25 protein-coding genes are annotated in these 25,117 nt (G+C 70.8%); 13 read left to right on the forward strand and 12 right to left on the reverse strand.

Annotated features, from left to right (window positions below):
* The first annotated feature begins 258 nt into the window (after positions 1-258).
* Positions 259-1,704 (forward strand): oligosaccharide flippase family protein, encoded by a 1,446-nt coding sequence (locus VGL30_RS10175; protein ID WP_331539526.1) that lies wholly within the window; start codon positions 259-261, stop codon positions 1,702-1,704.
* A gap of 134 nt (positions 1,705-1,838) precedes the next feature.
* Here the strand turns inward: VGL30_RS10175 and VGL30_RS10180 are convergent, their stop codons facing one another.
* Positions 1,839-2,048: a hypothetical protein gene (locus VGL30_RS10180; protein ID WP_331539528.1), complete on the reverse strand. Its 210-nt coding sequence runs from the start codon at positions 2,046-2,048 to the stop codon at positions 1,839-1,841.
* Positions 2,049-2,149: 101 nt separating this feature from the next.
* Positions 2,150-2,914 carry a sugar transferase gene (locus VGL30_RS10185; RefSeq protein WP_331539530.1) on the reverse strand — a complete coding sequence of 255 codons (765 nt, stop codon included), beginning with the start codon at positions 2,912-2,914 and terminating at the stop codon, positions 2,150-2,152.
* A gap of 672 nt (positions 2,915-3,586) precedes the next feature.
* On the opposite strand from VGL30_RS10185, the gene VGL30_RS10190 reads away from it, so the two are divergent.
* Both VGL30_RS10190 and VGL30_RS10195 read left to right on the forward strand, forming a co-directional pair.
* Positions 3,587-3,829 carry a hypothetical protein gene (locus tag VGL30_RS10190; RefSeq protein WP_331539532.1) on the forward strand — a complete coding sequence of 81 codons (243 nt, stop codon included), beginning with the start codon at positions 3,587-3,589 and terminating at the stop codon, positions 3,827-3,829.
* Between the two features lie 303 nt (positions 3,830-4,132).
* Complete coding sequence (locus tag VGL30_RS10195; RefSeq protein WP_331539534.1) at positions 4,133-4,531, forward strand: hypothetical protein; 399 nt, start codon at positions 4,133-4,135, stop codon at positions 4,529-4,531.
* A gap of 28 nt (positions 4,532-4,559) precedes the next feature.
* On the opposite strand, the gene VGL30_RS10200 is transcribed toward VGL30_RS10195, so the two are convergent.
* Positions 4,560-5,312 (reverse strand): sulfotransferase family 2 domain-containing protein, encoded by a 753-nt coding sequence (locus tag VGL30_RS10200; protein ID WP_331539536.1) that lies wholly within the window; start codon positions 5,310-5,312, stop codon positions 4,560-4,562.
* 212 nt (positions 5,313-5,524) lie between these two features.
* Positions 5,525-6,745 carry an alkyl sulfatase dimerization domain-containing protein gene (locus VGL30_RS10205; protein ID WP_331539538.1) on the reverse strand — a complete coding sequence of 407 codons (1,221 nt, stop codon included), beginning with the start codon at positions 6,743-6,745 and terminating at the stop codon, positions 5,525-5,527.
* Positions 6,746-7,169: 424 nt separating this feature from the next.
* Here VGL30_RS10205 and VGL30_RS10210 point away from each other — a divergent pair, with 424 nt between their 5' ends.
* A complete protein-coding gene (locus tag VGL30_RS10210; protein WP_331539637.1) occupies positions 7,170-7,715 on the forward strand; it encodes a polysaccharide biosynthesis/export family protein in 546 nt (181 codons plus the stop codon).
* Positions 7,716-8,318: 603 nt separating this feature from the next.
* Here VGL30_RS10210 and VGL30_RS10215 read toward each other — a convergent pair.
* Positions 8,319-8,525 (reverse strand): hypothetical protein, encoded by a 207-nt coding sequence (locus VGL30_RS10215; protein ID WP_331539540.1) that lies wholly within the window; start codon positions 8,523-8,525, stop codon positions 8,319-8,321.
* A 138-nt stretch (positions 8,526-8,663) separates the two neighbouring features.
* Between VGL30_RS10215 and VGL30_RS10220 the strand changes: the two genes are divergently transcribed.
* Positions 8,664-9,377, forward strand: coding sequence for a DUF899 family protein (locus VGL30_RS10220; protein ID WP_331539542.1), 714 nt, complete (start codon positions 8,664-8,666; stop codon positions 9,375-9,377).
* 103 nt (positions 9,378-9,480) lie between these two features.
* Positions 9,481-9,972: an outer membrane beta-barrel protein gene (locus VGL30_RS10225; RefSeq protein WP_331539544.1), complete on the forward strand. Its 492-nt coding sequence runs from the start codon at positions 9,481-9,483 to the stop codon at positions 9,970-9,972.
* Here the strand turns inward: VGL30_RS10225 and VGL30_RS10230 are convergent.
* A complete protein-coding gene (locus tag VGL30_RS10230) occupies positions 9,949-10,962 on the reverse strand; it encodes a GlxA family transcriptional regulator (RefSeq protein WP_331539545.1) in 1,014 nt (337 codons plus the stop codon). The two genes, VGL30_RS10225 and VGL30_RS10230, sit on opposite strands and share 24 nt — an antisense overlap.
* 109 nt (positions 10,963-11,071) lie before the next feature.
* On the opposite strand from VGL30_RS10230, the gene VGL30_RS10235 reads away from it, so the two are divergent.
* Genes VGL30_RS10235 through VGL30_RS10255 form a run of 5 tightly spaced genes read left to right on the forward strand, consistent with a single transcriptional unit; the run spans position 11,072 to position 16,826 of the window.
* Positions 11,072-12,322: a sarcosine oxidase subunit beta family protein gene (locus VGL30_RS10235; RefSeq protein ID WP_331539547.1), complete on the forward strand. Its 1,251-nt coding sequence runs from the start codon at positions 11,072-11,074 to the stop codon at positions 12,320-12,322.
* 2 nt (positions 12,323-12,324) lie between these two features.
* Positions 12,325-12,591 (forward strand): sarcosine oxidase subunit delta, encoded by a 267-nt coding sequence (locus VGL30_RS10240; RefSeq protein WP_331539549.1) that lies wholly within the window; start codon positions 12,325-12,327, stop codon positions 12,589-12,591.
* Positions 12,588-15,560, forward strand: a complete 2,973-nt coding sequence (locus VGL30_RS10245; RefSeq protein ID WP_331539551.1) for a sarcosine oxidase subunit alpha family protein — start codon at positions 12,588-12,590, stop codon at positions 15,558-15,560. Before VGL30_RS10240 ends, VGL30_RS10245 begins: the two co-directional genes overlap by 4 nt.
* Positions 15,553-16,143: a sarcosine oxidase subunit gamma family protein gene (locus tag VGL30_RS10250; RefSeq protein WP_331539553.1), complete on the forward strand. Its 591-nt coding sequence runs from the start codon at positions 15,553-15,555 to the stop codon at positions 16,141-16,143. Before VGL30_RS10245 ends, VGL30_RS10250 begins: the two co-directional genes overlap by 8 nt.
* Positions 16,144-16,175: 32 nt before the next feature.
* A complete protein-coding gene (locus tag VGL30_RS10255) occupies positions 16,176-16,826 on the forward strand; it encodes an XRE family transcriptional regulator (protein ID WP_331539555.1) in 651 nt (216 codons plus the stop codon).
* Positions 16,827-16,872: 46 nt separating this feature from the next.
* Here VGL30_RS10255 and VGL30_RS10260 read toward each other — a convergent pair whose 3' ends face one another.
* Together VGL30_RS10260 and VGL30_RS10265 are read right to left on the reverse strand one after the other, a co-directional pair.
* A complete protein-coding gene (locus VGL30_RS10260) occupies positions 16,873-17,691 on the reverse strand; it encodes a TOBE domain-containing protein (RefSeq protein WP_331539557.1) in 819 nt (272 codons plus the stop codon).
* Positions 17,684-18,448, reverse strand: coding sequence for an SDR family NAD(P)-dependent oxidoreductase (locus tag VGL30_RS10265; protein WP_331539559.1), 765 nt, complete (start codon positions 18,446-18,448; stop codon positions 17,684-17,686). Before VGL30_RS10265 ends, VGL30_RS10260 begins: the two co-directional genes overlap by 8 nt.
* A 158-nt stretch (positions 18,449-18,606) precedes the next feature.
* On the opposite strand from VGL30_RS10265, the gene VGL30_RS10270 reads away from it, so the two are divergent.
* Complete coding sequence (locus VGL30_RS10270) at positions 18,607-19,932, forward strand: anthranilate synthase component I family protein (protein ID WP_331539561.1); 1,326 nt, start codon at positions 18,607-18,609, stop codon at positions 19,930-19,932.
* Positions 19,933-19,996: 64 nt separating this feature from the next.
* Here VGL30_RS10270 and VGL30_RS10275 read toward each other — a convergent pair whose 3' ends face one another.
* The 3 genes from VGL30_RS10275 to galE all read right to left on the reverse strand — a co-directional run bounded on the left by VGL30_RS10275 (position 19,997) and on the right by galE (position 22,844).
* A complete protein-coding gene (locus VGL30_RS10275; RefSeq protein ID WP_331539563.1) occupies positions 19,997-20,563 on the reverse strand; it encodes a tetratricopeptide repeat protein in 567 nt (188 codons plus the stop codon).
* Positions 20,564-20,714: 151 nt separating this feature from the next.
* A complete protein-coding gene (locus tag VGL30_RS10280; protein WP_331539565.1) occupies positions 20,715-21,689 on the reverse strand; it encodes an ATP-binding protein in 975 nt (324 codons plus the stop codon).
* A gap of 105 nt (positions 21,690-21,794) precedes the next feature.
* Positions 21,795-22,844 (reverse strand): UDP-glucose 4-epimerase GalE, encoded by a 1,050-nt coding sequence (gene galE, locus VGL30_RS10285; RefSeq protein WP_331539567.1) that lies wholly within the window; start codon positions 22,842-22,844, stop codon positions 21,795-21,797.
* A 343-nt stretch (positions 22,845-23,187) separates the two neighbouring features.
* Between galE and VGL30_RS10290 the strand changes: the two genes are divergently transcribed.
* Entirely contained in the window at positions 23,188-23,643 is a 456-nt protein-coding gene (locus tag VGL30_RS10290; RefSeq protein ID WP_331539569.1) for a hypothetical protein, read from the forward strand.
* A 22-nt stretch (positions 23,644-23,665) separates the two neighbouring features.
* On the opposite strand, the gene VGL30_RS10295 is transcribed toward VGL30_RS10290, so the two are convergent.
* Positions 23,666-25,117: a glutamate synthase subunit beta gene (locus VGL30_RS10295; protein WP_331539571.1), complete on the reverse strand. Its 1,452-nt coding sequence runs from the start codon at positions 25,115-25,117 to the stop codon at positions 23,666-23,668.

Here is a 25,117-nt window from a genome sequence, read left to right on the forward strand (position 1 = left end):
CGCGGGGCGGCCCAGGCCGGGCGGACAAGACTGATCTGGAGGCCCGCGCGCCGCGCTTGAGCCCGCGGTCACCCAGGCGCCCGTGTATGACGTCTGTAACGCCACCGCCCCCGACCCGGGCGGAGGCCGCATATAATTTGATCTCTCCTGCACTGATTTTTGCTCGATTCATCAGCCGCGCTGGCGGTCGGCCTCGCGTGCTGTAGCCTTGCCGTCAAATCCGGTCGGGCTGCTGATCGGGAGTTCCTGGACAGGTGCATGGACGGACGACGACTGGCTTTCGGCGCCGCGACCATGGGCGTGTGCAATATCGGCAAGATTGCGCTGCAGTTGGCGCTGACGCCGCTCCTGGCCCGCCTGCTGGGGCCGGCGGAGTTCGGTCTCTACGGCCTGGCGATGCCGTACGTGCTGTTCATGATGATGCTCGCCGACGCAAGCCTGGGCCAATCCCTGGCGCGCGAGCCTGAGGATAACCAGCTCGCCTGGTCGTCGGCCTTCTGGCTGCTCCTGGGAATGGGGACGATCCTGGCGACAGCGCTCAGCCTGTGGTCAATCCCCCTGGCGCTGATCGCGCACCAGCCGCGGCTGCCGCGGGTGATGACGGCGTTGTCGGGCAGCGTGGTCCTCCTGGTGCTGGCCGCCCTGCCCGCCGCCCGGTTGACCCGGCGCGGCCGCATCGAGATCTACGCCTTCGTCGATCTGGGCGGCACGGTCGCCGGAGCCGCCGCCGCCCTGTTCTGTGCGGCCCACGGCGCGGGCGTCTGGAGCCTGGTCGTCCAGATGCTGACGCTCTACGGAATCCGCGCGCTGGCCCTCAACATCGCGGCCTTCCAGGCGCCGCGGCTGGCGTTCAGCTGGCGCGCCGTGGCGCCGCACAGCAAGATGGGCGGCGGCGTGGTGGCCGGGAAGATGATCGACAGCGTCGGCCGCATGCTGGAGGCGAGCCTGGTCAGCCGCCGCTTCGGCGCTACGCATCTGGGCCTCTACAGCTTCGCCTATCAGGCGGCCTGGTCGATATCGCAGGCGGTGAACAATCCGGTCTGGACGGCGCTGTTCGTCCATTGCCTGAACAAGTCGGACGACCTGAGCCAGCGCCGGCTCTACGAACGTCTGATCCGCCTGGTGGCGATGATCACCTTGCCGGCGACGGCGCTGGTCGCAGCGCTCGCCGAACGGATCTGCCGGGATCTGCTCGGGCCGGCCTGGACGCCCGGCGCCCTGCTCCTGGCGCTCCTGTTCCCCTGCCTGGCGTTGGGCCTGCTGGGCCAGCTGAGCGGCGCGGCGCTTTACGGCCGTGGACGCAGCAAACCGCAGACGATCGTCTCCGCCGTCTACACGGCCTTGCGCATCCTTGCCGTGCTCGCGCCGCTTGGCGGATGGAGGGGCCTCGCAGTCCTGGTCGCGCTCAGCAACCTGGCCTATTTCGCCATCGGCCTGGCGAACGCCAAGATCACCCTCGGATGGCCGGTGTCCCGCGCACTGACCGCCATCGCCGCGCCGGCGACCTCAGCCGCCGCCGCGGCGAGCCTGGTGTGGTTCGCCCAGGCCCACGCCCCCGCCGGGCTGCTGGCGTTCGTCGCGCTCGGCCTGTTCGGCGCTACGGCCTACCTCGTCATCCTGGCGGCGCTCGACTTTCCGAACGTCAAGCGCGACGTGGGACACCTGGTGCAGATGGTGGCGCCGAGCGCCCGCAGCGCGGGGTGAGCCGGCCGCCGTGTCGCCGCCCGGCGGGCCTGGATCGGGGACCGTGAAATCGTGCGGCTCGATCATGACGCAGGCGTCCCCGCGAAAAACCCCGGGCCGGCGGCGCAGATCTCGTCCCGTCCGCTCGCGCCGCCTCAGGCCGCGCTCCGGCGAGCGTCGGCGACTCGCGGCGGCGGCGCCAGCTCGGCTTGCATCCGGTCGAAGGCCTCGATCAGGCAACGCTCCGCGCTGCGCTGATCCGGTGCGGACCCGTCGGCGATGGTCTCGCCCATTTCATCGACCAGGCGCCAGGTCCATCCGATTTCGACCTGGCACAGGCAGTAGGCGACCAGGGAATCTTCCATGTGAAATCTCGGTTCGCAGAACGGCGATCCCCCCGGCATGTTCATTTCTCGTTGAGGCCTTTTTTTGTGGGTGCGTGTGGGCCGGGCAGGTGATCGATCGACTAGTAGCAGCCTCGGCTGAACAGCACGGCCGGCGCCGTCCTGAGCAGGATCCACACGTCCAGAGACATGTTGCGACGCTGCGAATAGAGCGAGTCCAGGGCCACGCGGGTCCGGTAATCGACATGGTTCCGGCCGCTGACCTGCCACAGGCCGGTAATGCCCGGCTTCACCGCCTGATAATGCCGGTAGCGCCAGCCGTAGCGGGCGATCTCGGCCTCGACGATGGGCCGCGGGCCGACCAGGTTCATCTCTCCGCGGAGCAGGTTGATCAGCTGGGGCAGTTCGTCCAGGCTGGACTTGCGGAGGAAGGCGCCGAGCGGAGTCACCCGCGGATCGTTGCGCAGCTTCTGGTCCCGCTCCCACTCCCGCCGGGCCTCGGGGTCGTGGGCGAGGAGCTCGGCCAGCCGTTCCGCCGCGTCCACCCGCATGGTGCGGAACTTCCAGCAGCGGAAGGCTGCGCCCCCCTGCCCGACCCTGCGGTGCTTGAACAGCGCCGGCCCGCCGTCCTGCAGCCGCACGGCCAGGGCGATCATCGCCATCAGCGGCAGCAGGAAGACCAGCAGGGCCAGGGCGATGCCCTTCTGGACGGCCTCGCTGGCCGTGTTGAGATCGACGTCGCGACCGCGGCCGAGGGCTCCGGCCTGACCGGCGCCGGCGGAAAGCCCAAGTCGCGCGCCCGACGCTATACTCCGCCGCCGCGGCGAAATCCTCGGCGCAAAGGACACGCCCGGCGTCACCGACACGCTTTCTTGAATGTGCGCCAACGTCTCTATTCTTCCCGGGATCTTCTGCACCCAATAGGTCCTTCGGGGACTGGCCGTGCTGTCATTCTGATCGATGCAGGACATTTGAATAGATCCACGTTAGAATTGTACGCTCAACCTCCCGCACCGAAATCCATTTCCGCCATAGGCGCGTGCTCTATTATTCGCCCAGCGGGTTTATTTTCTGTGGGATATCCACGACTGACGTCCCGGTAATCTGCACAGCGCTACATGAACTGATGTTGTCTGGTCCCGTCCTCGCCAGCCAACACAAAACAGGCGGATTAGATCTGAGGCCGCATTCTGCCGAAGGTTTATGCATTCTTAATGTCGCGGCGTTGGTTGTGAGGCAGAAGCTCTCCGGAGCTTTTCAAAGGCCTGGACACCTAATTCGCGCGGGACGCGAACTGGCTCTATGACATGGATATTGTCCTACATGCTCAAATTTCAAATATTAGCAACTGCGAACAAATTTCCGCCGCCGGCGCGCGCCTCTCACCGTGAAGTTTTCCCTGCAATAATTATAAAAGACCGTCAGAATTTCGGTCCGGCACAGTCGAACTCATCGTCGGCGCCGCCGGAGGTCGCAGGCGGACGCGCGCCGAGACGGCAGTTCCCATCCGGAACGGACGATATTACTGTTGTGGCGGGTCGGCGTCTCCGATTGCGGTCGTGGATGACAAACCGTTAATCGAAGACGTGCTTAATCAGCAACAAACGCGGCCGCCGCGCTTGGAATTCACCTTGGCCAACAGCAGCCCTCAACCTGGGCCTGACAAGCCGCGACGGCGACCGGGGCGTCCGCGGCCACGCTGGGCGCGGCTTTTCGGACTGATCGTCCTGCCGGTCCTCGCGTGGATCCTCGTCATCCTCGTCATCCTCGTCGCCACCGCGGCCTGGCGGCATCTCGCCTAGCCGCCGGGCCCCAGGCAAGGCCGCAAGCCGCGCGGCGGTCCATGGCTGAAACTGAGGGAGTATTGTCCCGTCGGTCCGCCTTGTTGCATCAGAAGCCGGCGCCGGCCGGCAATCGAGCGAGCCGGGGCCTCGGGTTGAATTCTTCCCTGCCCGCGCCGGATATCGTCGGCCGGGTTCCGGAGGCGGTCGCTTCCGGCAGCTTTCAACCGGCGCCCAACGAATGACCCTGGCATCCGCCGCCACGACCATACGGCCACCCGGCGGCGTTCCGCGCGCCGGAACCGACGCAGCCAGGGCGGCGGAATGACGCTGGCCGCAAGCCCGATCAGGGTCTCAGCCTGGCTGGCGATCGGCTTCGGCCCCATCGAACTGGCCATAAAGGTGGTCCGGGCGCTCCACCATCCCCCGTGGCCGGCCTTCGCCGTATATGACTACGTGCCCTCGCTGTTCCTGCTGTCCGGCGGTTTTTTCGGATTGAAATACAAGTCCATGGAGCGGTTTCTGATCACCGGGTGGGCGATCAGCTTCGCGGACTACTACCACTCGTTCTTCGTGCACCTGGAAAATCTGCCCGGCGAGCGGCGCACCGGGTTTGCGTCGGAATATGGCATGTCGGCCGCGACCGGCGCATTCCTCGCCATCGCCGTCGTCGGGCTGGTCGCCGCGCTGTGGCCGGCGCCGCGCGACGGACTGCAGCGCTGACGGAGTGGAGCCCGCCGCGTGGGGGGCGCTACGGCTGCTCGGCGTAGCCGAACAGTGTCATGTCGGTTTCGTACAGGTGGGCGACGAAGTCGATTTCCGACGCCTCCAACACCTGGTCCCCCTTGAATTCCGGGTCGGTGACGTTGTCCTTCGTCAGGATTCCGCCCAGGCCGATCTTCTCGCGGATATAGTCGAAGTCGCTCCCGAGATTCTCATATTTACCAACGAAATCAATGAGTATTTCCCGTTTTCGGTTGCAGATCAGTTTCCATTGGGGAATGAAATGCACGTAATTGACCACCTCGTTGCAGAACGAGGGATCACGCATCCTGTCGATGAAGGCGTGAATGTCGTCGCATCCGCTCAGGAAAGCCCGTCTCCACTGGGCGTCGGCCCGCGTCATGCCGCCCTGCTTCAGGAAGGCGAAGGCGGAGACGAAGCGGTCCACGGGATGTCGGGTGAAGGTGAACTTGAAGCACTCGGCGAACACGTCAGGCGCAGCCCTCTGCCAGTCCGTGGCTCTCCTGTGCGCGCCCAGGCTGAGTGACGATTTTCCGAACAGGCTTTGGGTGACAGCGTTCCCTGCCGACTTGGGAATGTGAATGAAGATGACCTTGTGGTTCGCAAAATCCGGCGGAAGCTTCCTCCGTGCAATCATGGAGAGCGCCCGGTGGTAATGCCGGCGAAAGACGAAATACGCTCGCTTCCTGTCGAACTTCGACTTCAGAAACCGATGAACTCCCGACTCCCGGGGCTCCGAAAACAAGTCTATGTTCACCACGCGTCACATCATTTTCCAAGGCAGTGGCAAGTTTCACCGTGCGACGGCGAATGACAACAAAATGTGGCGAACAAGCTCGACCAACGGTTGGAGCGCGCGCCGAAGAGCGCTTCCCTTGCAGAGTGCGCCGCGAAATTGGGCTGCATCGCCCCTCGAGGCGGCTCGCCGGCCGCCGGCAGGATCGAGGTCGGCGGCGCATCCCCCGCGGGCGTTCAGTCCAGGGCGGCGAGTTCCGAGCGGAGCCACATGGTCTCGCTGAGGTTGATGCCCGCCGCCCGGTCGAGCAGGATCGAGAGCGCGTCGCGCTTGGCGGCCCTGGCCTCGGCGTTGTCCGGGTCGGCCTCCAGCGCGATCTCCAGCAGGTGCATGGCCTCCACCGGCTCGCCCGCCGCCAGCCGGTCGCGCGCCCGCGCCGCCAGCCGCCCGGCGCCGCCGGCCAGGTCCGCCAGGTCGCCCGACACGGCGCTGCGCGGCGTGTCGTAGAGAGCGCTGGTGTAGTCGTAGTCGAACCAGCCGGTGTACTCCGCCCAGATGGCGCGGACGTTCCAGGCGGCCTTGCCGTGCCCCTCGCCCAGCACGAGCTCCGGCGGCGGACGCACCTCACGCATCAGCGCATGCAGGTGCTTGCCGGCGTTCATGCCCGCCACCGTGGCGTCGTGCAGCCACTGAACGGAGTCGATCAACTTGGTGATCCCGGCGCGGATGGCCTCGCCGCCTTCGATGGCCTCGTGGCCGGTGAGCAGCAGTTCGGCGCCCAGTTCACGCACCCTCTTGGCGGATTCGATGTACTGCAGCGCCCAGCGCGGCTTGTCCCCGCGAATGGTGTTGAGGTTCGGCTGGTGGCCGAAGATCGGGCCGAACAGGTTGCCGACGATGGCGATCTTCTCGTCGGGCATCCAGACCACCATGGCGTCGCGGGTCTCGCCGCCGGGGGTGTAGATCGCCTCGAAGCGGCGCCCGCCCAGCGCGAACGCGAAGCGCTCGTCCACCAGGACGTCGGGGACGAACTCCCTGGTGGGCTGCGCGGCCGCGCCCTCGCCGCCGATCGAGGCCCACAGCTTCATGCCGCGCCGGCGGTAGTAGGGCCGAAGCGCCGCCGCGTAGGCGCGGCCTTCCGGATAAAGCCGATGGGTGACCAGTTGGGTCTCGGGGCCCTTGAACACCTCGACCGCGCCGTATTGGTTGCTGTGGCTCTGGGTCAGCACGATGTAGCGGACCGGCGCCTGGGAGACCTTGCGGAACAAGCCGTAGCCCCGCTTGCCGTCATTCAGCGTGCCGGCGTTGACCAGCACGTCGCCCTCGGGCGTGGTCGCCAGGTAGCTGTTGCCGACCCCGCGGCTCTCCCAGACCCCCGGGGCCCGCAGGATCGCCTCGCTCTGCCCTTCGCCGGACTTGACCAGTCCCGCCAGCAGGGTGTCCGCCGCGGCCGTCACCCGTGTCACCATGTTCCGGGACCCCGCGTGGGCCTCGCGGCCTTGTCCGGCCGATGGTCGCCAGGACCGTGCACCACCACCTGCTTCATCGCGCGCTCCCAGGTTCGGCCTGCGCCCCCTCTCTGCGACAGCGGGCTTGGGCGGACTATAGCCGGCGGCGCGTCGGCCAAGGCAAGGCCCGACGCGCCGGACCTCCGCGGGGGACGCCCCCGGCGGAGCGGGGTCCCGGCCGGCGCCACGGCCTGGTTGCGCCGAAAATCATCGATCGTCCGGCGACGGCGCCGTTCTGTCAGCGCGTGAACACATATTATGCGTACCCGAAGCGAACGCTGCTATCGCTGGACGCGACGCTCGTTCGTGCGGCAGGATTCTGGGAGTGCAACGCATGAGGTCGCTGCGTATGGGACGATTGGTCTTGCAGGCGATGGTGCTGGCCGCCAGCCTCTGCCTGATGTCGTGCGCGGGGCTTCCGGCCGCATCCGCCGATCCCCCGGCCACCGACCCGGTCGCGGCCTACAAGCTCGGCCCCGGCGACAAGATCCGGGTGACCACCTTTGGCGAACAGTCCTTGACCGGCGAGTTCTCCGTCGACGGTTCCGGCAAGATCTCATTGCCATTGGCCGGCGAAATCCAGGCCGCCGGCTTCACCGCGCCGGAAATTGAAAGGTCGGTGGCGACCCTGCTGAAGGAAGGCGGCTATGTGCGGGATCCGAAAATCACCGTCGGAATCCTCACCTATCGACCGTTCTTCATCCTGGGCGAGGTGCAATCGCCGGGCGACTACCCCTACACCCATGCCCTGACGGTGGAAAACGCCGTGGCGACCGCAAAGGGGTTCACGCTCCGCGCCAATACGAAGAGGGTGTTCATCAAACACGCCGGGGAGACCGCCGAGACGAAATATCGGCTGACGCCTTCGACCCTTGTCGCGCCGGGCGACACGATCCGAATCCCCGAGCGGATCTTCTGATCCTGGGCTAAGCGACGCCGGCCTGTCCGGCCTCTGCGCGACCTGCCTCAACGCCCCCTTGAATGAGCCGTGCGCCGATTGAGGGCGCCCAACGGGCCTTGCGACAGCGCACGCAACACCCGATGCGCGGTCAGTGGTCGAGCCGAGACCTGTTCTTGAGATCGAGCATCTCGGATCATCGGCTCGCTCAAGGTATCGAGATATTCGCGCAACTGGTTATGCGACGGCCCTGCGCGGCGCACCCAGAACAGGCGCGCGACATCCCTGGCCAACGTTGTTCGATTCACGGCGCCCCTCCAGTTCCCGGCACCATACCGGATTTTCACTGGCGAATAAAGTCAATCTGAGTACTGACACCGAAGATTAGTAAAAGCTTCGTTCATGGATAGGGCCAGATATTAAAAATTCCTTCGAGTCATAACCGAGGGTTTAGCGGCGAGCGCGATCAGTGAAGTTTCAAGGACACGAAGACAGGGCGACCGACAACAGCGGTCGCCACCTTTTCGCCACCCATTCGCCGCGAATGGCGGCTGCCACGAAGGTTTCAATTTCGCCCATGCAGGTCATTGCGGCGGCGGCGCCCAGCGGCGAAAGCTGCCGGCTTCAGGACTTCTTGAGCACCGCGTCGGCCTTGCGGTCGATCTGCTTTTCCTCCGCCTTGCTCATCCGGCCGGCCTTCACCGCCTGGGCGGCGCGGGCCTTGGCGTTGCGGGCGTGGGGCTTGTCCTCGACGGGATAGGCCCGCTTGTCCGGTTCGGCGAATTTGGACTTGGGCAGCTTCTTGCGGGCTTCGGTGTTGAGTTCACCCATGGCAGGGCTCCTTGCAGGGTTTCCTCCTGAACGCCCATGTGCGCCGCGCGTTCATCGACGGTATCTCTCGCCCGCCCTGTCGGAATGGGCCGTCCTCGCGCGTCCTAGGGGAAACGGCCGCCAGCCCGGGAGCCAGTCATGAGCCTGCAGCACCTCGCCTTTCCCAACGAGAGCCCGGCCTACCGCGCGGCCCGCAACGCCCTCCTGGAAGAGGAGATGGCGCTGCGCCGCCAGGTCGAGCGCGTCGCCGCCCGGCGCCGCGCCCTGCCCCCCGGCGGGGCGGTGAAGGACGATTACCGCTTCGTGGGCCCCGGCGGTCCGGTGACGCTCTCCGGGCTATTCGCGCCCGGCAAGGACACGCTCGCAGTCTACAGCTTCATGTTCGGCCCCGAACGCGCCCGCCCCTGCCCCGGCTGCACCCACTTCCTCGACGCCCTCGACGGGCAGGTGCGGCATGTGGACCAGCGGATCAACTTCGTCGTCGCGGCCAAATCGCCGATCGGACGACTGACCGACTTCGCCGAAGCGCGCGGCTGGACCGGGCTGCACCTGCTTTCCACCGACGGCAATGACTATGACCGCGACTACTTCGGCGATTCCGCGGGCCTGTCGGCGGCCATGCGCGAGCAGCAGGACTTCAAGCCCGGTGAAGAGTGGGACATGCCCATGCTCAACGTCTTCCGCCGCGAGGCCGTCGGCGTCCGCCACACCTGGGGCTCGGAGTTGTTGTACGTCCCGCCGGAGCCTGGCCAGCAATACCGCCACAACGACCTGCTCGATCCCATGTGGAACCTGTTCGACCTGACGCCGGAGGGCCGCGGCGACTTCAATCCGAAGCTGGACTACGGCTGACCCGCACCTGGGCTTCGGGCGCGGCCCGGCAACCTATTGGCGCATCCCGTGTTGCTCTTATGCGGTCCGGGAATGCTCGGGCCGCCGCACGAGCCCGACGAAAATGCTGAGGATCGCCCTGTCCGCCCTTATCGCCGCCGTCCCGATGGCCGCGGCCGCCCAGACGGCTTTCAACCCCGCCTACAGCGTTCAGGCCTACCCGCCCATCCCCGCCGCGCAAGTCTCGGACCAGAACCGCAGGACGCTGCGCCTGAGCCAGCACCTCGGCGCCGAGACCGAGAGCGCCGGCAATCCCCTCACGCTCTCCCGCGGCCTCGAGCGGGAGGCGGAGCGGGACCGCAGGGGATCGACCTTCGGCGTGGCTTACCTGCCGGTGGCCCCCAAGACCGACCTGTTCGCCCGGGTGGGCTACGGCGGCGACACGGCCGGCTCGGTGGACAGCGCCCGCAACCGGACCTCCTTCAAGTTCGGCGCGGGCGCCCAATATTCGCCCAAGGCCGGCGAGGGCTACCGCGCCGACTTTACCCGCCAGGATTTCCGCAACTCCCGGATCAAGGCCAACGTGGTCTCCCTAGGGTTCGTCCGCCGCTTCTGAGCCGTCGGTCCAGCGGGCGCGCCGGCGCGCGGTCGGCTGACGCTCTTCGCCTGGCGAGCGGCCGAAGTGGGCCTTGTAGGCGCGGGAGAAGTGGTTGGGGCTGGCGAAGCCGCAGGCCAGCGCCACCTCCGTGCGCGGCATGGCGGTCTGGCGCAACAGCACCTGGCTGCGCTCCAGCCGCAGGAGCAGGTACTGGCGCATGGGCGTATGCCCCAGGTGCTGGACGAACAGCCGCTGCAGTTGGCGCACCGTGCTGCCCGCGGCTGCGGCCAGTTCCTCCACCGTGGCCGGCTCCTCCAGGTTGGCCTCCATGAAGGCCAGGGCGCGCAGCACCTTCTCGCTGGAGACGCCGAAGCGCTCCGACAGCGTCATCCGTTGCGAGCTGCCCGCCTGGCGCACCTGGGTGCGCAGGTGCCATTCGCTGACCGCGGCGCCCAGCTTGGCCCCGTGGTCGCGCTCGATCTGGTCGACCATCATGTCCAGCGCCGCGATGCCGCCGGCGCAGGTCAGCCGGTCCCGGTCGATCTCGTAGAGGGTGTGGCGGATGTCCAGGTCGGGGAACTCCTCGGCCAGCGCCGGCGCGTGCTCCCAGTGGATGGTGCAGCGGTAGCCGTTGAGCAACCCCGCCCGCGCCAGCACATAGGGCCCGCCGGAGATGCCGCCGATCCGCACGCCGCGCTGGCTCAGGCTGCGCAGCCAGGCCAGCGTCGGGCCATGGTCGAAGGCCGCCGGGGCGCCGCCGGCGCAGACGAACAGCGCGTCCAGCCGCCCCTCGTCGCCCACCCGTCCGTCCGCCGCCACGGCGACGCCGTTCGACGCCGTCGCCGCCTGGCCGTTCACGGAGATGTGGCGCCATTCGTAGAGCTTGCGCCTGGCCAGGATGTTGGCGGCGCGCAGCGGCTCGATGGCCGAGGCGTAGGACATCAGCGCAAACCCCTCCAGCAGCAGGAAGCCGGTCAGCTGGGTTGCCTCGCGCAATACGGCGTACATGTCGTTTTTGGATACGTATTCGTCGTTTCTGTGCCCACCCTCATCCTCACAAGCAACTAATTTGCCTGTCAAGCGTGGTTCGTCGCGTGCGCGTTGTCGGGTGGGGTTTGTGCGCTATTCGATCTTCAGCCTTCTCGCCAACGCGCTGGGCGGGCATCGGGCCTGGAAACCCGTCTGGCGCGATGCGGCGCCGAAGGACAGCTACGACGCGGTCGTGGTGGGCGGCGGCGGCCATGGGCTGGCGGCGGCCTACTACCTGGCCCGCAACCACGGCATGACCCGGGTGGCGGTGCTGGAGAAGGGCTGGATCGGCTCCGGAAACGCCGGTCGCAACACCACCATCATCCGCTCCAACTACCTGCTGGACGGCAACATCCCGCTCTACGAGCAGGCCATGCGCCTGTGGGGGGGCCTGGAGCAGGACCTCAACTACAACGCCATGGTCAGCCAGCGGGGCGTGCTGAACCTCCACCATTCCGACGCCCAGCGCGACGCCTACGCCCGCCGCGGCAACGCCATGCGCCTGCACGGCGTGGACGCCGAGCTGCTGGACGCCGAGGGCGTGCGCCGCATGGCGCCGTTCCTGAACTTCGACGACGCGCGCTTCCCGGTCACCGGCGGGCTGCTGCAGAAACGCGGCGGCACGGCCCGGCACGACGCGGTGGTCTGGGGCTACGCGCGGGCCGCCGACCGCCGCGGCGTCGACATCGTGCAGAACTGCGAGGTGACCGCCGTGCGCCGCGAGGCCGGCCAGGTGGTGGGGGTTGAGACCAGCCGCGGCTATATCGCCGCCCCCGTGGTGGGCCTGTCGGTCGCCGGCCATTCGTCGCGGCTGGCCGAGACCGCGGGCCTGCGCCTGCCCGTCGAGAGCCACCTGCTGCAGGCCTTCGTCTCCGAGGCGGTCAAGCCGCTGATCCCGGGGGTGATCACCTTCGGCGCCGGGCACTTCTACATCAGCCAGTCGGACAAGGGCGGGTTGGTGTTCGGCGGCGACCTGGACGGCTACAACTCCTACGCTCAGCGGGGGAACCTGCCGGCCGTCGAGGACGTCTGCGAAGGCGGCATGGCGCTGATGCCGATGATTGGGCGCCTCAGGATGCTGCGCAGCTGGGGCGGCGTCGTCGACATGTCGCAGGACGGCTCGCCGATCATCGACCGCACGCCGGTAGACGGCCTCTACCTCAACGCCGGCTGGTGCTACGGCGGCTTCAAGGCCACGCCCGCCGCCGGCTGGTGCCTGGCCCACCTGATGGCCACCGGCCGGTCCTGGCCCACGGCGGCCGCCTACCGCCTGGATCGCTTCGCCACCGGACATCTCCTCGACGAGAAAGGCCAGGGGGCGCAGCCCAACCTGCACTGACCATGCGCCTGCCCTGCCCCTTCTGCGGCGAACGCGACCTTGCGGAGTTCACCTGCCGCGGCGAGGTCGCGCCGCCGCGGCCGGACCCCGCGGCGCCGAACGCCGAGGCGGGGTTCGCGGCCTGGCTCTATCCGCGCATCAACCCGGCCGGGCGCAGCCGCGAGCACTGGCGCCACGCCGCCGGCTGCCGCCGTTGGCTGGTGGTGGAGCGCGACACCCGCACCCACGAGGTGTTCGCGGTCAGCCTGGCGCAGGGGCCGGACGCATGACCGGGGCCTTCCGCCTGGAGCAAGGGGGGCTGGTCGACCGCGGCCGGCCGCTGGCCTTCAGCTTCGACGGGCGGACGCTGCACGGCCTGGCGGGCGACACCCTGGCCTCCGCCCTGATGGCCAACGGCGTGCGGCTGGTGGGCCGCTCGTTCAAATACCATCGTCCCCGCGGCCTGCTGGCCGCCGGGCGCGAGGAGCCCAACGCCCTGGTGGAGATCGGCGTCGGCGCGCGGCGCGAACCCAATCTGCAGGCCACCGCCGTCGAGCTGTTCGACGGGCTCGCCGCCGCCAGCCAGAACCGCTGGCCGTCGCTGGCCTTCGACGCCATGGCGGTCGCCGGCCTGGCCGGCCCGGTCTTCGCGACGGGCTTCTACTACAAGACCTTCATGTGGCCGGCCGCCTTCTGGGAGCGGCTCTACGAGCCCGCCATCCGCCGCGCCGCCGGCCTGGGCCGCGCCTCGGGCCAGGCGGACCCGGACGCCTACGAGAAGAGCCACGCCTTCTGCGACGTGCTGGTGGTGGGCGCCGGGCCCGCGGGCCTCGCCGCCGCCCTGGCCGCCGCCCGGGCCGGCGCGCGGGTGCTGCTCTGCGAGGACGACTTCGCCCTCGGCGGCGGGCTGCTCTCCGAGCGGGCGCAGGTGGACGGCCAGCCCGCCGCCGTCTGGGCCGCCGCGGCGGCGGCGGAGCTGGCCAGTCTGCCGGAGGTGCGGATCCTTCGGCGCACCCAGGTCTTCGGGGTCTACGACTGCGGGGTCTACGGCGCGATCGAGCGGGTGAGCGACCACCTGCCCCGGCCCGCCCCCGGCCTTCCGCGCCAGCGGCTGTGGAAGATCGTCGCCCGCCGCGCCGTCCTGGCCGCCGGGGCGGTGGAGCGGCCCCTGGTGTTCGGCGGCAACGACCGGCCGGGCGTGATGCTGGCCGGCGCGGTGCGCAGCTACCTGAACCGCTTCGCCGCCGTCCCCGGGCGGCGGGCGGCGGTGTTCACCGCCACCGACGACGGTTGGCGCACGGCGGCCGACCTGCGGGCCGGTGGGATCGAGCTCGCCGCGGTGATCGACGCGCGGGCCGAGGTCGCGCCCGGACTGGCGGATGCGGCGCGGGCGGCCGGCGCGGAAGTGTTGCTGGGCGCCCAGGTGACCGACGCCGTCGGCGGCCGGGCGCTGCGGCGCATCGAGGTGCGCGACGCCGGCGGCGCACGCCGTACGATCGCCGTCGACCTGCTGGCCGTCTCCGGCGGGTGGACGCCGCAGATCGCGCTCGCCGCCCATCACGGCGACCGACCGGCCTGGGACGAAGCCAAGGCCGCCTTCCAGCCCGTCCGCCCGCCGCCGGGCATGGCGCTCGCCGGGGCCGCCGCCAGCGAGCTGGCCCTGGGCGCGGCCCTGCGCGACGGCGCCCACCGCGGGGCCGCGGCGGCCGCCGCCCTGGGCTTCAGCGCCCGGGTGGCCGCCCCGCGCGCCGACGACGAGCCGTCGGCCGCCGCGCCGCTGTGGCGGGTGGCGGGGTCGCGCACCAAGGCCTTCGTGGATTTCCAGAACGACGTCACCGTCACCGACGTGGAGATCGCCGCCCGCGAGGGTTTCCGCTCGGTGGAGCACCTCAAGCGCTACACGACGCTCGGCATGGGGACGGAGCAGGGCAAGACCTCCAACCTCAACGGCCTGGCCCTGATGGCCGAGCTGACCGGCGCGTCCATCCCCGAAACCGGCACCACCCGGGCCCGCCCCCCGCAGTTTCCGGTGGCCATCGGCGCCTTCGCCGGCCACGCCCGCGGCCGCCATTTCCGCCCGGCCCGCCTGACGCCGTCGCACGGTTGGGCGCAGGAGCTGGGCGCGACCTTCGTCGACGCCGGCGAATGGAAGCGCGCCCAGTGGTTCGCGAGGCCGGGCGAGGCCGACTGGCTGGCCACCGTCAGCCGCGAGGTGACGGCGGTCCGCTCCGGCGTCGGCGTCTGCGACGTCTCCACCCTGGGCAAGATCGACCTGCAGGGCCCGGACGCCGGCCGCTTCCTCGACCGGGTCTACGTCAACACCTTCTCGACCCTGCCGGTCGGCAAGGCCCGTTACGGGGTCATGCTGCGCGAGGACGGCCTGGTGCTCGACGACGGAACCACGGCGCGCCTGGGCCCCGACCACTTCGTGATGTCCACCACCACGGCCGGCGCCGCCCGGGTGATGGCCCACCTGGAGTTCCACCACCAGGCGGTGTGGCCGGACCTCGACCTCCAGATGGCCTCGGTGACCGAGCAATGGGCGCAGGTCGCCGTCGCCGGCCCCCGCTCGCGCGAGCTGCTGCAGGCGCTGTTCGGCCAGGCGGTCGACCTGGCGGACGCGGCCTTCCCCTACATGGCCGCCGCCGAGACCCGCTGGGGCGAAATCCCGGCGCGCGTCTTCCGCCTGTCGTTCTCCGGCGAGCGGGCCTTCGAGGTCGCCGTGCCCGCGGGCTACGGCGAGGCCCTGGTTCGCGCCCTGATGCAGGCCGGCGCGCCGCTGGGCGTCACGCCCTACGGGACCGAGGCGCTGGGGGTGATGCGCATCGAGAAGGGCCACGCGGGCGGCGGCGAGCTGAACGGCCAGACCACCGCGGCGGACCTGGGCCTCGGCCGGATGATGTCGAGGAAGAAGGACTATGTGGGCCGGGTGCTGGCCGGCCGGCCCGGCCTGGCCGACCCCGACCGCCCGGCGCTGGTAGGGCTGCGCCCGGTCGATCCCGGCCGGCGGCTGCGCGCCGGCGCGCATTTCCTGCCGGTGGGCGCGCCGGCCACGGCGGCGCACGACGAGGGCTGGCTCACCGCCGCCGCCTTCTCGCCCACGGTGGGCGGCTGGATCGGCCTGGGCCTGCTGAAGGGCGGCCCGCGGCGGTACGGCGAGCGGGTGCGGGCCTACGATCCGGTGCGTAACGGCGACGTGGTGGTGGAGGTCTGTCCGCCGGTGTTCGTCGATCCGGAGGGGAGCCGCCTGCGTGGTTGAGTCGACAGCCCCCTTCGCCGGCCTGTTCGAGGCCGTGGACGGCCCGCCCGGCTTCTGGGTCGAGCCCCGCGCCGGCGACGGCGTGGCCCTCGTCCAGGCCCGCCGCGGCCAGGGGCCGGCGCTGATCGCCCGGGTGCGCGAGGACTGCGGCCTGGCCCCGGCGGACGGGCCGCGCTGCGCCTTCGGCCCGGCCACGGTCTTCGTGGGGACCGCGCCGGGCGCCTGGCTGGCGGTGCGCGAGGCCGGCGGCTTCGCCTGGGCTGCGCGGCTGGCCGGGCGGCTGGCCGGGCTCGCCGGCGTCGTCGACCAGTCCGGCGGCTACGGCCTGCTGCGGCTGGGCGGCCCCGCGGCGGGCGAAGTGCTGGCCAAGGGGGTGTCCATCGACCTGCACCCGAAGGCGTTTCCGGTGGGCGCGGCCGCCGCGACGGTGACCGCGCACGTTAAAATCCTGCTCTGGCGGCGCGCCGATGGTTTCGAGCTGGCCGTCCCGCGCAGCTCCGCCGGCCATGTCGCCCACTGGCTGGGCGCCGGCGCCGCCGGCCTGGGCCTCGAGGTGCGCTCCACCCGGCCTTCCGTCGCTTGACAGCCCGCGCGCCCTGGACGTCTGTTCACCGCATGGCTTCCAGGACTTCCGCCGCCCCCGCCGACGCCGGCGAAATGAAGACCGCCTCGGGCGCGCCGCAGGCCCCCGTCCGCACCCTGGAGCGCGCCCTGGGCGGCCAGATCCGCCAGCGGCGGCGCCAGCAGGACCTGTCGGTCGCCGACCTGGCCGGCGCGGCCGGCATCTCCACCGGCATGCTGTCGAAGATCGAGAACGGCCAGATCTCGCCGTCGCTCTCCACCCTGCAGGCGCTGGCCCATGCGCTGGGCGCGCCGTTGAGCTCGCTGTTCGCCGCGTCCGAGGACCGGCAGGACTGCTCCTACGTCCGCCACGACCAGACCGTGGTCATCGAGCGGCGCGGCACCAAGGCCGGCCACGTCTATCAGCTCCTGGGCCACGCCCTGCGCGGCGACATCGCCGTCGAGCCGTTCCTGATCACCCTGCAGGCGGACGCCGTGCCGCACATCGGCTTCCAGCACGCCGGCATGGAGTTCATCTACATGCTGTCGGGCGAGGTGATCTACCGGCACGGCGAGCGCACCTACCGCCTGACCCCCGGCGACGCCATGCTGTTCGACTCGGGCGCGCCCCACGGGCCGGAGGAGCTGGTCCAGCGGCCGATGACCTACCTCTCGGTGATCATCTATCCGCGCAACGCGACCTGAGGTTCCGGCCCGGACATCGACCGGGCTTCGGTGGGGGACGAAAACCCTAATCGACCGCCAGGATCACGTGGGGGGCCTTGACCAGCGCCGTGACGGAGTCGCCCGGCTTGAGGTCGAGGATCTCCGCGCTCGCCCGGGTGAGGGTGGCGGTGAGCGACTTGCCGCCGGCGAGCGCCAGGGTGACCTCGCTGGAGACCGCGCCGTCCTCGCGGTGGGACACCTGGCCCCGGAGCTGGTTGCGGGCGGAGGTCTTCAGCCCCTCGCCCACCGCCAGCGTCACAAAGCTCGCCTTGATCAGCGCCATGGCGGGCTTGCCGGGGACGAGGCCCAGGTCGGCGACGCTCTGGCAGGTGACGACCGCCACGATCTCCAGTCCCTCGGCGACCTTCAGCGTCACCTCGGAATTCACCGCGCCTTCGATCACCTCCGCGACCACGCCGCGCAGGGCGTTCCGTGCGCTGGTCTTCATGCCCAGACTCCATAACAGGCCTTTGAGGTCGTCCGCCCCGTCGCCGGCCAGCTGCGCCTGCAGCCGCGCCAGGGTCTCGGCCAGCTCCGCCTCGACCCGGTGGAAGGCGCCGACCAGCGCCTGGCCGCGGGGCGTGACGGCCGCCGCGCCGCCGCGGGCGCCGCCGGCCTGGGTGGAGACCACCGGCTGGTCGAACAGGTTGTTCAGCGCCTGCACCGCGTCCCAGGCGCCCTTGTAGCTCAGGCCCACGCGCTTGGCGGCGGCGCTGATCGAGCCCAGCTCCGCCACGGCCTCTAGCAGCGCGATTCGCTCGGCGCCCACCCGGCTGGCCCCGCGGCGCAGCAGCAGGGTCGCGTCGAGATCCTCCGCGCCGGAGCCCGTCTCGTCACTATCCATGCATTACGCTGCCGCCGTCGACGCTGACGGCCTGGCCGTTGATCCAGCCGGCCTCGTCGGAGAGCAGAAAGGCGACCAGCGCGGCGATGTCCTGCATGGTTCCGAGGCGGGGGCTCGGCACGCGCCGCCGCTGCTGCTCGCGGAACTCCTCGGTCGTGTTGACCAGCACCGCGTCCGTCAGGATGACCCCCGGACAGATGCAGTTGGCGCGGACGCCCTCCTTGCCCCAGCGGATGGCGGTGTGGCGCATCAGCCCGTTCAGCCCGGCCTTGGCGATGTAGTAGCTCATCCGCTGGGGGGCCGAGGTCTTGCCGGCGTCGGACGAGGTGTAGACGATCGCCCCGCCGCCGGCCTTCAGCATCTCCGGAACGGCGAAGCGGGTGCACAGCAGGTGACCGCGCAGGCTGACGGCGTGCATACGGTCGAACACCTCCAGGTCGGTTGTGACCGCGTCATAGTCCTGGAGGTTGAGTTTCCGGTCGGTGGCGTTGACGTGCATGAGGTCGAGCTTGCCGAAGCGCTCGACCGTGCGGTCGACGAGCGCCTTCACCGAATCGGGGTCCGCGATGTCGAAGGTGATGGCCAGGCCCTCGCCGCCCTCGGAAACCATCCGGTCGACGAGCTTCTGGGCGGCGTCGAGGTTGACGTCGCCCACCACCACCCTGGCGCCCTCGCGGCCCAGGCGCAGGGCGGTCTCCGCCCCCATGCCGGTCGCGCTGCCGGCGCACAGCGCCACCTTGCCTTCGTGCCGGCGCATCGCAGACCTCCCGTCGTTCGCCGGGCGGCCCCGGACGTGGTGGATTGCGGCCCATCAATTGGCGGTCCCGCGCCCGTTGTCCAGTCGAAGCGGCGCCGACCAGGCGCTGATCCAGGGCCTGGCTATGCGGTTCCCGCCGGGCGCGCTATGGCGGCCCCATGCAAGCGGCAGCCCTCGTCGAAGCCCCGTGGCGGGACCCCGGAGCCGTGCTCTCGGCCTTCGCCGACGAGCCGTGGGCGCTGGGTCTGGTGGGCGGCGGCGCGGACGCGCGCTGGGCCTATCTCGCCCGTCAGCCCGACCGGACGCTGGTGATCGGGCGTGACGACCCGGGCGACGCCTTCGCGGCCCTGGCGGAGCTCGCAGGCCCGCGCCGGCCAGGCCTCGCCGGCGGCCCGCCGTTCCAGGGCGGGGTGGCGGGCCTGGCCTGCTACGAGCTGGGCGACCGGGTGGAGCCGCTGGGCCTGGCGCGGCTGGACGGCTGGCCGGACCTGGCCTGCGCCCGCTATCCGGCGATCCTGGCCTTCGACCAGGCCGGGCGGCGGCTCTGGGCGGTGGGCCGGGGCGCGGACGAGGCCGCCGCCCGCGGCCAGGCCCGGCGGGCGCTGGGCTGGCTGGGCGCCGCGCCGCAGCCGCCGGGCGCCGGGGGCGCGGATCTCGCCGCCGACGATCCCGCAGCCTACGAGCGCGCCGTGGCCGAGGTGGTCGAGCGGATCGCCGCCGGCGAGATCTTCCAGGCCAACATCGCCCGGCGCTGGCGGGGGCGGCTGGCCCCCGGCGGACGCCCCTTCGACGTCTTCGCTCGGCTGGCCGAGGCCAGCCCCGCGCCGTTCGCCAGCTACCTGCGCCTGGCCGGCCGCGCGGTGGCCTCCAACTCGCCGGAGCGGTTCCTCGCGCTGGACGGGATCGAGGCCTCCACCCGGCCGATCAAGGGCACCACGCCCAGGGGCGCGGACGCCGGGACCGACCGGGCGCTGGCGGAGGCGCTGGCGGGTTCGGCCAAGGACCGGGCCGAGAACCTGATGATTGTCGACCTGATGCGCAACGACCTGGCGCGGGTGTGCGAGCCCGGCACGGTGGCGGTCCCGCAGCTGTTCGCCGTGGAGAGCTTCGCCAACGTGCACCATCTGGTCTCGACGGTGCGCGGGCGGCTGGCGCCGGGACGCGACGCGGTCGACCTGCTGCGCGCCGCCTTCCCGCCCGGCTCCATCACCGGCGCCCCGAAGGTGCAGGCGATGCGGGTGATCGCCAGGCTGGAGGCGCCGCGGGGGCCGTTCTTCGGCGCGATGTTCCGGCTGGGCTTCGACGGAAACCTGGACTCCAGCGTGCTGATCCGTACCGCGGCCTTCGTGCAGGACGCCGACGGCTGGCGGGTGGAGGCCCGGGCCGGCGCCGGCGTGGTGGCCGACAGCGAGCCTTCGGCCGAGCGGGCGGAGACGGAGGCCAAGATCGCGGCGGTGGCGGCGGCGCTGCGGAGCGGATTCTGAGGTCTAGGAGGCCCAGGAGGCCGGGACAAGCCCGGCGATGGCGTCGTTGCCGGAGCGCCGCGCGTCAGAAGCTGCTCGGCGCGGTAGCCGCGGCGCTCATGTGGGCGAGGGCGGCGGCGGCGCTGAGGGCGGCGGCGGGGCGGCCGGCGGCCAGCGCCGCCTCAACCCGGGAGACCGCGGTGCGCAGTTCCGGCGGGCAGGCCTTGGCGCAGGCGGCGGCGCGGGTTTTCAGCGCCTCGAGGTCGGCGCGGGCCTTGTCGGGCTGGCCCATGCGGGCGAAGGCGACGGCGCGCTCCTCGCGGGCGGGGATGGACTGCGGGTCGCTGGTGAGCGCCTTGTCGAACTCGCCCACGGCGCCGGGCAGGTCGCCCTTCTTGACCTTGACGAGACCGAGGAGCTGGCGGCCGCTGGCCTGCTGCGGCTGGGCGCTGAGGATCGACAGGGCGGCGGCCTCGGCCTTGTCGAGCTGGCCGGCGCGCAACGCCTCGACTCCCTTGCGATAGTCGGCGGCCGGAGCGGCCGGCGGGGCCGACGCTGGCGCGGGATCCGGACGGGCGGGCGCCTGCGGCGCCGCCGCGGCCTGCGTCGCCATGGCCAGAAAGGCCGACACCAGGACCGATGCTCGTCTCACGCAACACCTCCGCCGACGCCCCGACGCGCCGTTGCACGACACCGACAGTCTAAACGCTCAGGATCGCCTCTTAAAGGCCTTGAGACGCTTAACGATTTTCCTAACCATGTTCGGCCCGGACGGCAGTCGGTTCAGGCGACCGCGCCGGGCTTCAAGGCGCCGCCGAGCTTAGCGGAAAGCTCGCGCGCGTCGAACGGCTTGCGCACGACCGCGTCGGGATCGGCGCGCTCCAGGCTTTCGGCGTCGGCGTAGCCGGTGAGGAACACCACGGGCAGGCCCGGGCGGCGCGCGGCAGGAAGACCTGGACCGAAGTTCCCTTCCCCGGCCCGGTGATGATCCGCACGCCGCCGCCGGACTGCTTGGCCAGGCCGTAGACCTGACTTAGCCCCAGCCCGGAGCCGCGGCCCACGGGCTTGGTGGTGAAGAACGGCTCGAACGCCTTGGCCCGCACCTCCGGCGTCATGCCCGTGCCGCTGTCGGTGACCGAGACCATCACATAGTCGCCGGCCGGCGGCTCCTCGGGATACTGCGGCGCGCCGAGCAGGGTGTTGGCGGTCTTGACGACCGGGGAGCCGCCGCCCTCCATGGCGTCGCGGCCGTTGATGGCCAGGTTGAGGATCACCAGCTCGATCTGGGTGGGGTCGATCGTCGCCGGCCACAGGTCGGGCTGCAGGACGGTCTCGATGCTGGCCACGCCGCCCATCGTGCTCTGCAGCAGGTCGCGCCGCTCGCGCACCCGCCGCTCCAGCAGGGCCTCGGCCTCGCGGATCTCCTCGATGAGCTGCCGGGCGTCGTACTGGCGCTGGCGGGCCCGGAGAGCGGTGCGGGCGACGCTGACCAGGCTGGTGGGATGAAACGGCCGCTCCAGGAACACCACATTGCCCAGCGCCGCCACCATGCGCGAGGCGGCTGGATTGCGCTCCATGCCGCCGCGCTCGGTGAGCGGGATGAACGGAAAATCCGACCAGGGCGGTTGGTCGCGCACCCACTGCGCCAGCGGCGCGAGGTCCGACGTCCGCCGCGCCTCGTCGCTGACCAAGGCGAACCCGGCGCCCGTGGCCAGGGCGCGGCAGAGGTCGTCGACCTCACGACAGGCCAGCCCGCCGATTCCGGCCTCGGACCACATTCATTCCCTACGACTGCCGAAGGGCGTCCGCAAAGGCGCCGCTTCGCCGGGATCCTCAACGCCCCAAGGCGCGGCGGGTTCACGTCGCGAGGGCGGGAACTTTGGTCAGGCGGAGGCGGACAGGGCCGCCATGGCGGCCTTGCGGCCGGGCCGCCCGTAGGCCGGGGCGCTCTCCCAGCGGACGGCGTCGCGGACGATCTCGTCGAGGCCGGAGACCTTGGGCGTCCAGCCGAGCACCGCGCGGGCGCGGGCCACGTCGGCCAGCAGGCTGGGAGGGTCCCCTTCCCGCCTGGCGCCGACGGCGTGGGGGACCGGTCGGCCCAGGGCGCGGGCTGCCTCGGCGATCACCTCGAACACCGAATAGGCGCGGCCGGCGCCGATGTTCACCGCCTCGAACGCGCCCTCGGCCAGCGGCGCCTCCAGGGCGGCCACGTGGGCGGCGGCCAGGTCGTTCACATGCACGTAGTCGCGCAGGCAGGTCCCGTCCGGGGTGTCGAAGTCGTCGCCGAACACGGTGAGCGCCTTGCCGTCGCCGAGCGCCGCGGCGATGGCCAGCGGGATCAGATGGGTCTCCGGCGCGTGGGCTTCGCCGATCAGGCCGGAGGGGTCGGCGCCGGCGGCGTTGAAGTAGCGCAGCGCCACCGCGGTGAGGCCGAACGCCCGTCCGTGGGCGGCGATCAGCCGCTCGCAGGCGAGCTTGGTGTCGCCATAGGGGCTGGCCGGGTCCTTGGCGGCGTGCTCGGCGATGCTCTCCAGGGGACCTCGGCCGCCCTGGCCGTAGACGGCGGCGCTGGAGGAGAACACCAGGCGCCGGACGCCGCGGGCCCGCATGGCCTGCAGGAGGGTGGCGGTGCCGCCGACGTTGTGCTCCCAGAAGAGGTCGGGGCGGGCCACCGAGCGGCCCACCTCGATCAGGCTGGCGAAGTGGATCACCGCCTGGACGTCGTGCTTAGCCATGGCGTCTGCCAGCGCCGCGGCGTCGCGCACGTCGCCGTGCGCCAGCGGGCCCCAGCGCACGGCCTCGCGGGCGCCGGAGCTCAGGTTGTCGAAGACCACCGGCAGGTAGCCCTGGGCGTGCAGCGCCTGGGCGGTGTGCGCCCCGATGTAGCCGGCGCCGCCGGCCACCAGCACCGCGCCCTTGCCTGACTTCTCCATTCGGCCTGTCCTCACCCGCTTTCGTAACGTCGCCTTACCAGCCGGCCCGCGGCGATTGCGAGGGCTTTCGACCGCTCGCATGACGCCTCTGCGGGTTTGCGGGTCAATCCCCGGCAGCCTCGGGGCGCGACGTGCAGCGATTAGGCGAGTTCGACCTGCCCGGCCGCCTGGCGGCGGGTCCACAGCCTGGCCCGGGCGCACGAGGTGCTCTACGCGCCGTCGGGGTGACCTTGGCCGGCGGCTGGTGGCGCTCGACCTTGCGCGAAGCCCCGCTTGCGCGCCCACTGGCCCCGCGGATCGTCCGATCCCGGGCGGTCGCGCCAGCCAGGAGGGCGTGATAGTGATGCTTCGGACCTTGAAAGCCGCCGCCGTCGCCACGGCCGTCGCCGCGGCGGGCGCCCTGCCCCTCCCCGCCTGCGCCCAGATGGCCGAACGGGTCTACGACCAGGGGCCGGTCTGGCAGATCAGCTCCATCGAGACCAGGCCCGGCATGTTCGACGACTACATGGCCTACCTCGCGACCACCTGGCGCAAGTCGAACGAGCTGCAGAAGAAGCGCGGCGATGTGCTCGACTACCGGGTGCTGGCCGTGGACGCCCCGCGGGACCACGAGCCGGACGTGATCCTGATCATCCAATACAAGAACATGGCGGCGTTCGACCGCTCGCTCGACGACCAGGACAAGGACAACGCCCTGCTGTTCGGCTCGACGCCCAAGAGCAACCAGGCCGCCGTCTCGCGGGAATCCATGCGCGTGCTGCGGGGCGTCATGAACACCCGCGAGATCAAGTTCAAGTAGCGGGTCGCGGCGCCGCGGCCGCCTACCGCGGCAGCCGGCTGGCGCCCATCAGGTAGGCGTCCACCGCCTGGGCGCACTGGCGGCCTTCGCGGATGGCCCAGACCACCAGGGATTGGCCGCGGCGCATGTCGCCGCAGGCGAAGATGTCCGGGGTGGAGGTGCGGTAGTCGACCACATTGGCCTTCACCGCGCCGCGGGGGTCGAGCTCGACGCCGGTGTCGGCCACGAAGCCCGGCTGGCGCGGGCCGGTGAAGCCCATGGCCAGCAGGACGAGGTCGGCCTTGATCTCGAAGGCGCTGTCCGCGATTTCCTGCATCTGCATGCGGCCGTCGGCGTCGGCCACCCATTCGAGGCGCGCGCACTCCAGCGCCGTCACCTTGCCGTTCGCGGAGACCACCCGGCGGGTGGCGATGGCGAAGTCGCGGTCGCAGCCCTCCTCCTGCGAGGAGGAGGTGCGCATCTTCAGCGGCCAGTTGGGCCAGGTGAGCGCCTTGTTCTCCCGCTCCGGCGGCTGCGGCATGATCTCCAGCTGGACCACCGAGGCCGCGCCCTGGCGGTTGGAGGTGCCGATGCAGTCGCTTCCGGTGTCGCCGCCGCCGATCACCACCACGTGCCTGCCCTCGGCGGAGATGGCGCCATTGGGCGCGGCGACGGCCTCGGGGTCTCCGGCGTTGCGCTTGTTCTGCTGGATAAGGAATTCCATGGCGAAGTGGACGCCGTCCACGTCGCGCCCGGCCGCGTCCAGGTCGCGCGGCGCCTCGGCGCCGCCGGCCATCACCAGCACGTCGTAGTCGTCGAGCAGGCGCCGCACGGTGACGTGGACGCCGACCTCCATGCCGGTGCGGAAGATCACGCCTTCGGCCTCCATCTGCCGGACGCGCCGGTCGATAAGGTGCTTCTCCATCTTGAAGTCGGGGATGCCGTAGCGCAGCAGGCCGCCGATGCGGTCGCTCTTCTCGAAAACGGTCGGCGAGTGGCCGGCGCGGGCGAGCTGCTGGGCGCAGGCCAGCCCCGCCGGGCCCGAGCCCACCACCGCCACCCGCTTGCCGGTGCCGCGGGGCGACGGCTGGGGCGTGATCCAGCCTTCCTCCCAGCCGCGGTCGATGATCTGGACCTCGATGGTCTTGATGGTCACCGGGTTGTCGTCGATGTTCAGCACGCAGGCCGCCTCGCAGGGCGCAGGGCAGATGCGGCCGGTGAACTCCGGAAAGTTGTTGGTCGACAGCAGGTTGTCGAGCGCCGTGCGCCACTGGTCGCGGTAGACCAGGTTGTTGAAGTCCGGGATCTGGTTGTTCACCGGACAGCCCTGGTGGCAGAATGGAATCCCGCAGTCCATGCAGCGCGCGGCCTGCCGGCCGACCTCGCCATAGGACAGCGGCTTCACGAACTCCTTCCAGGTCTTCAGGCGTTCGGCGGGCTTCTCATAGGACCGGTCGCGCCGGTCGATCTCGAGGAAACCGGTGGGCTTGCCCAT

It is taken from the genome of Phenylobacterium sp., assembly GCF_036502675.1.
In the GTDB taxonomy this organism is placed as follows: Bacteria; Pseudomonadota; Alphaproteobacteria; order Caulobacterales; family Caulobacteraceae; genus Phenylobacterium.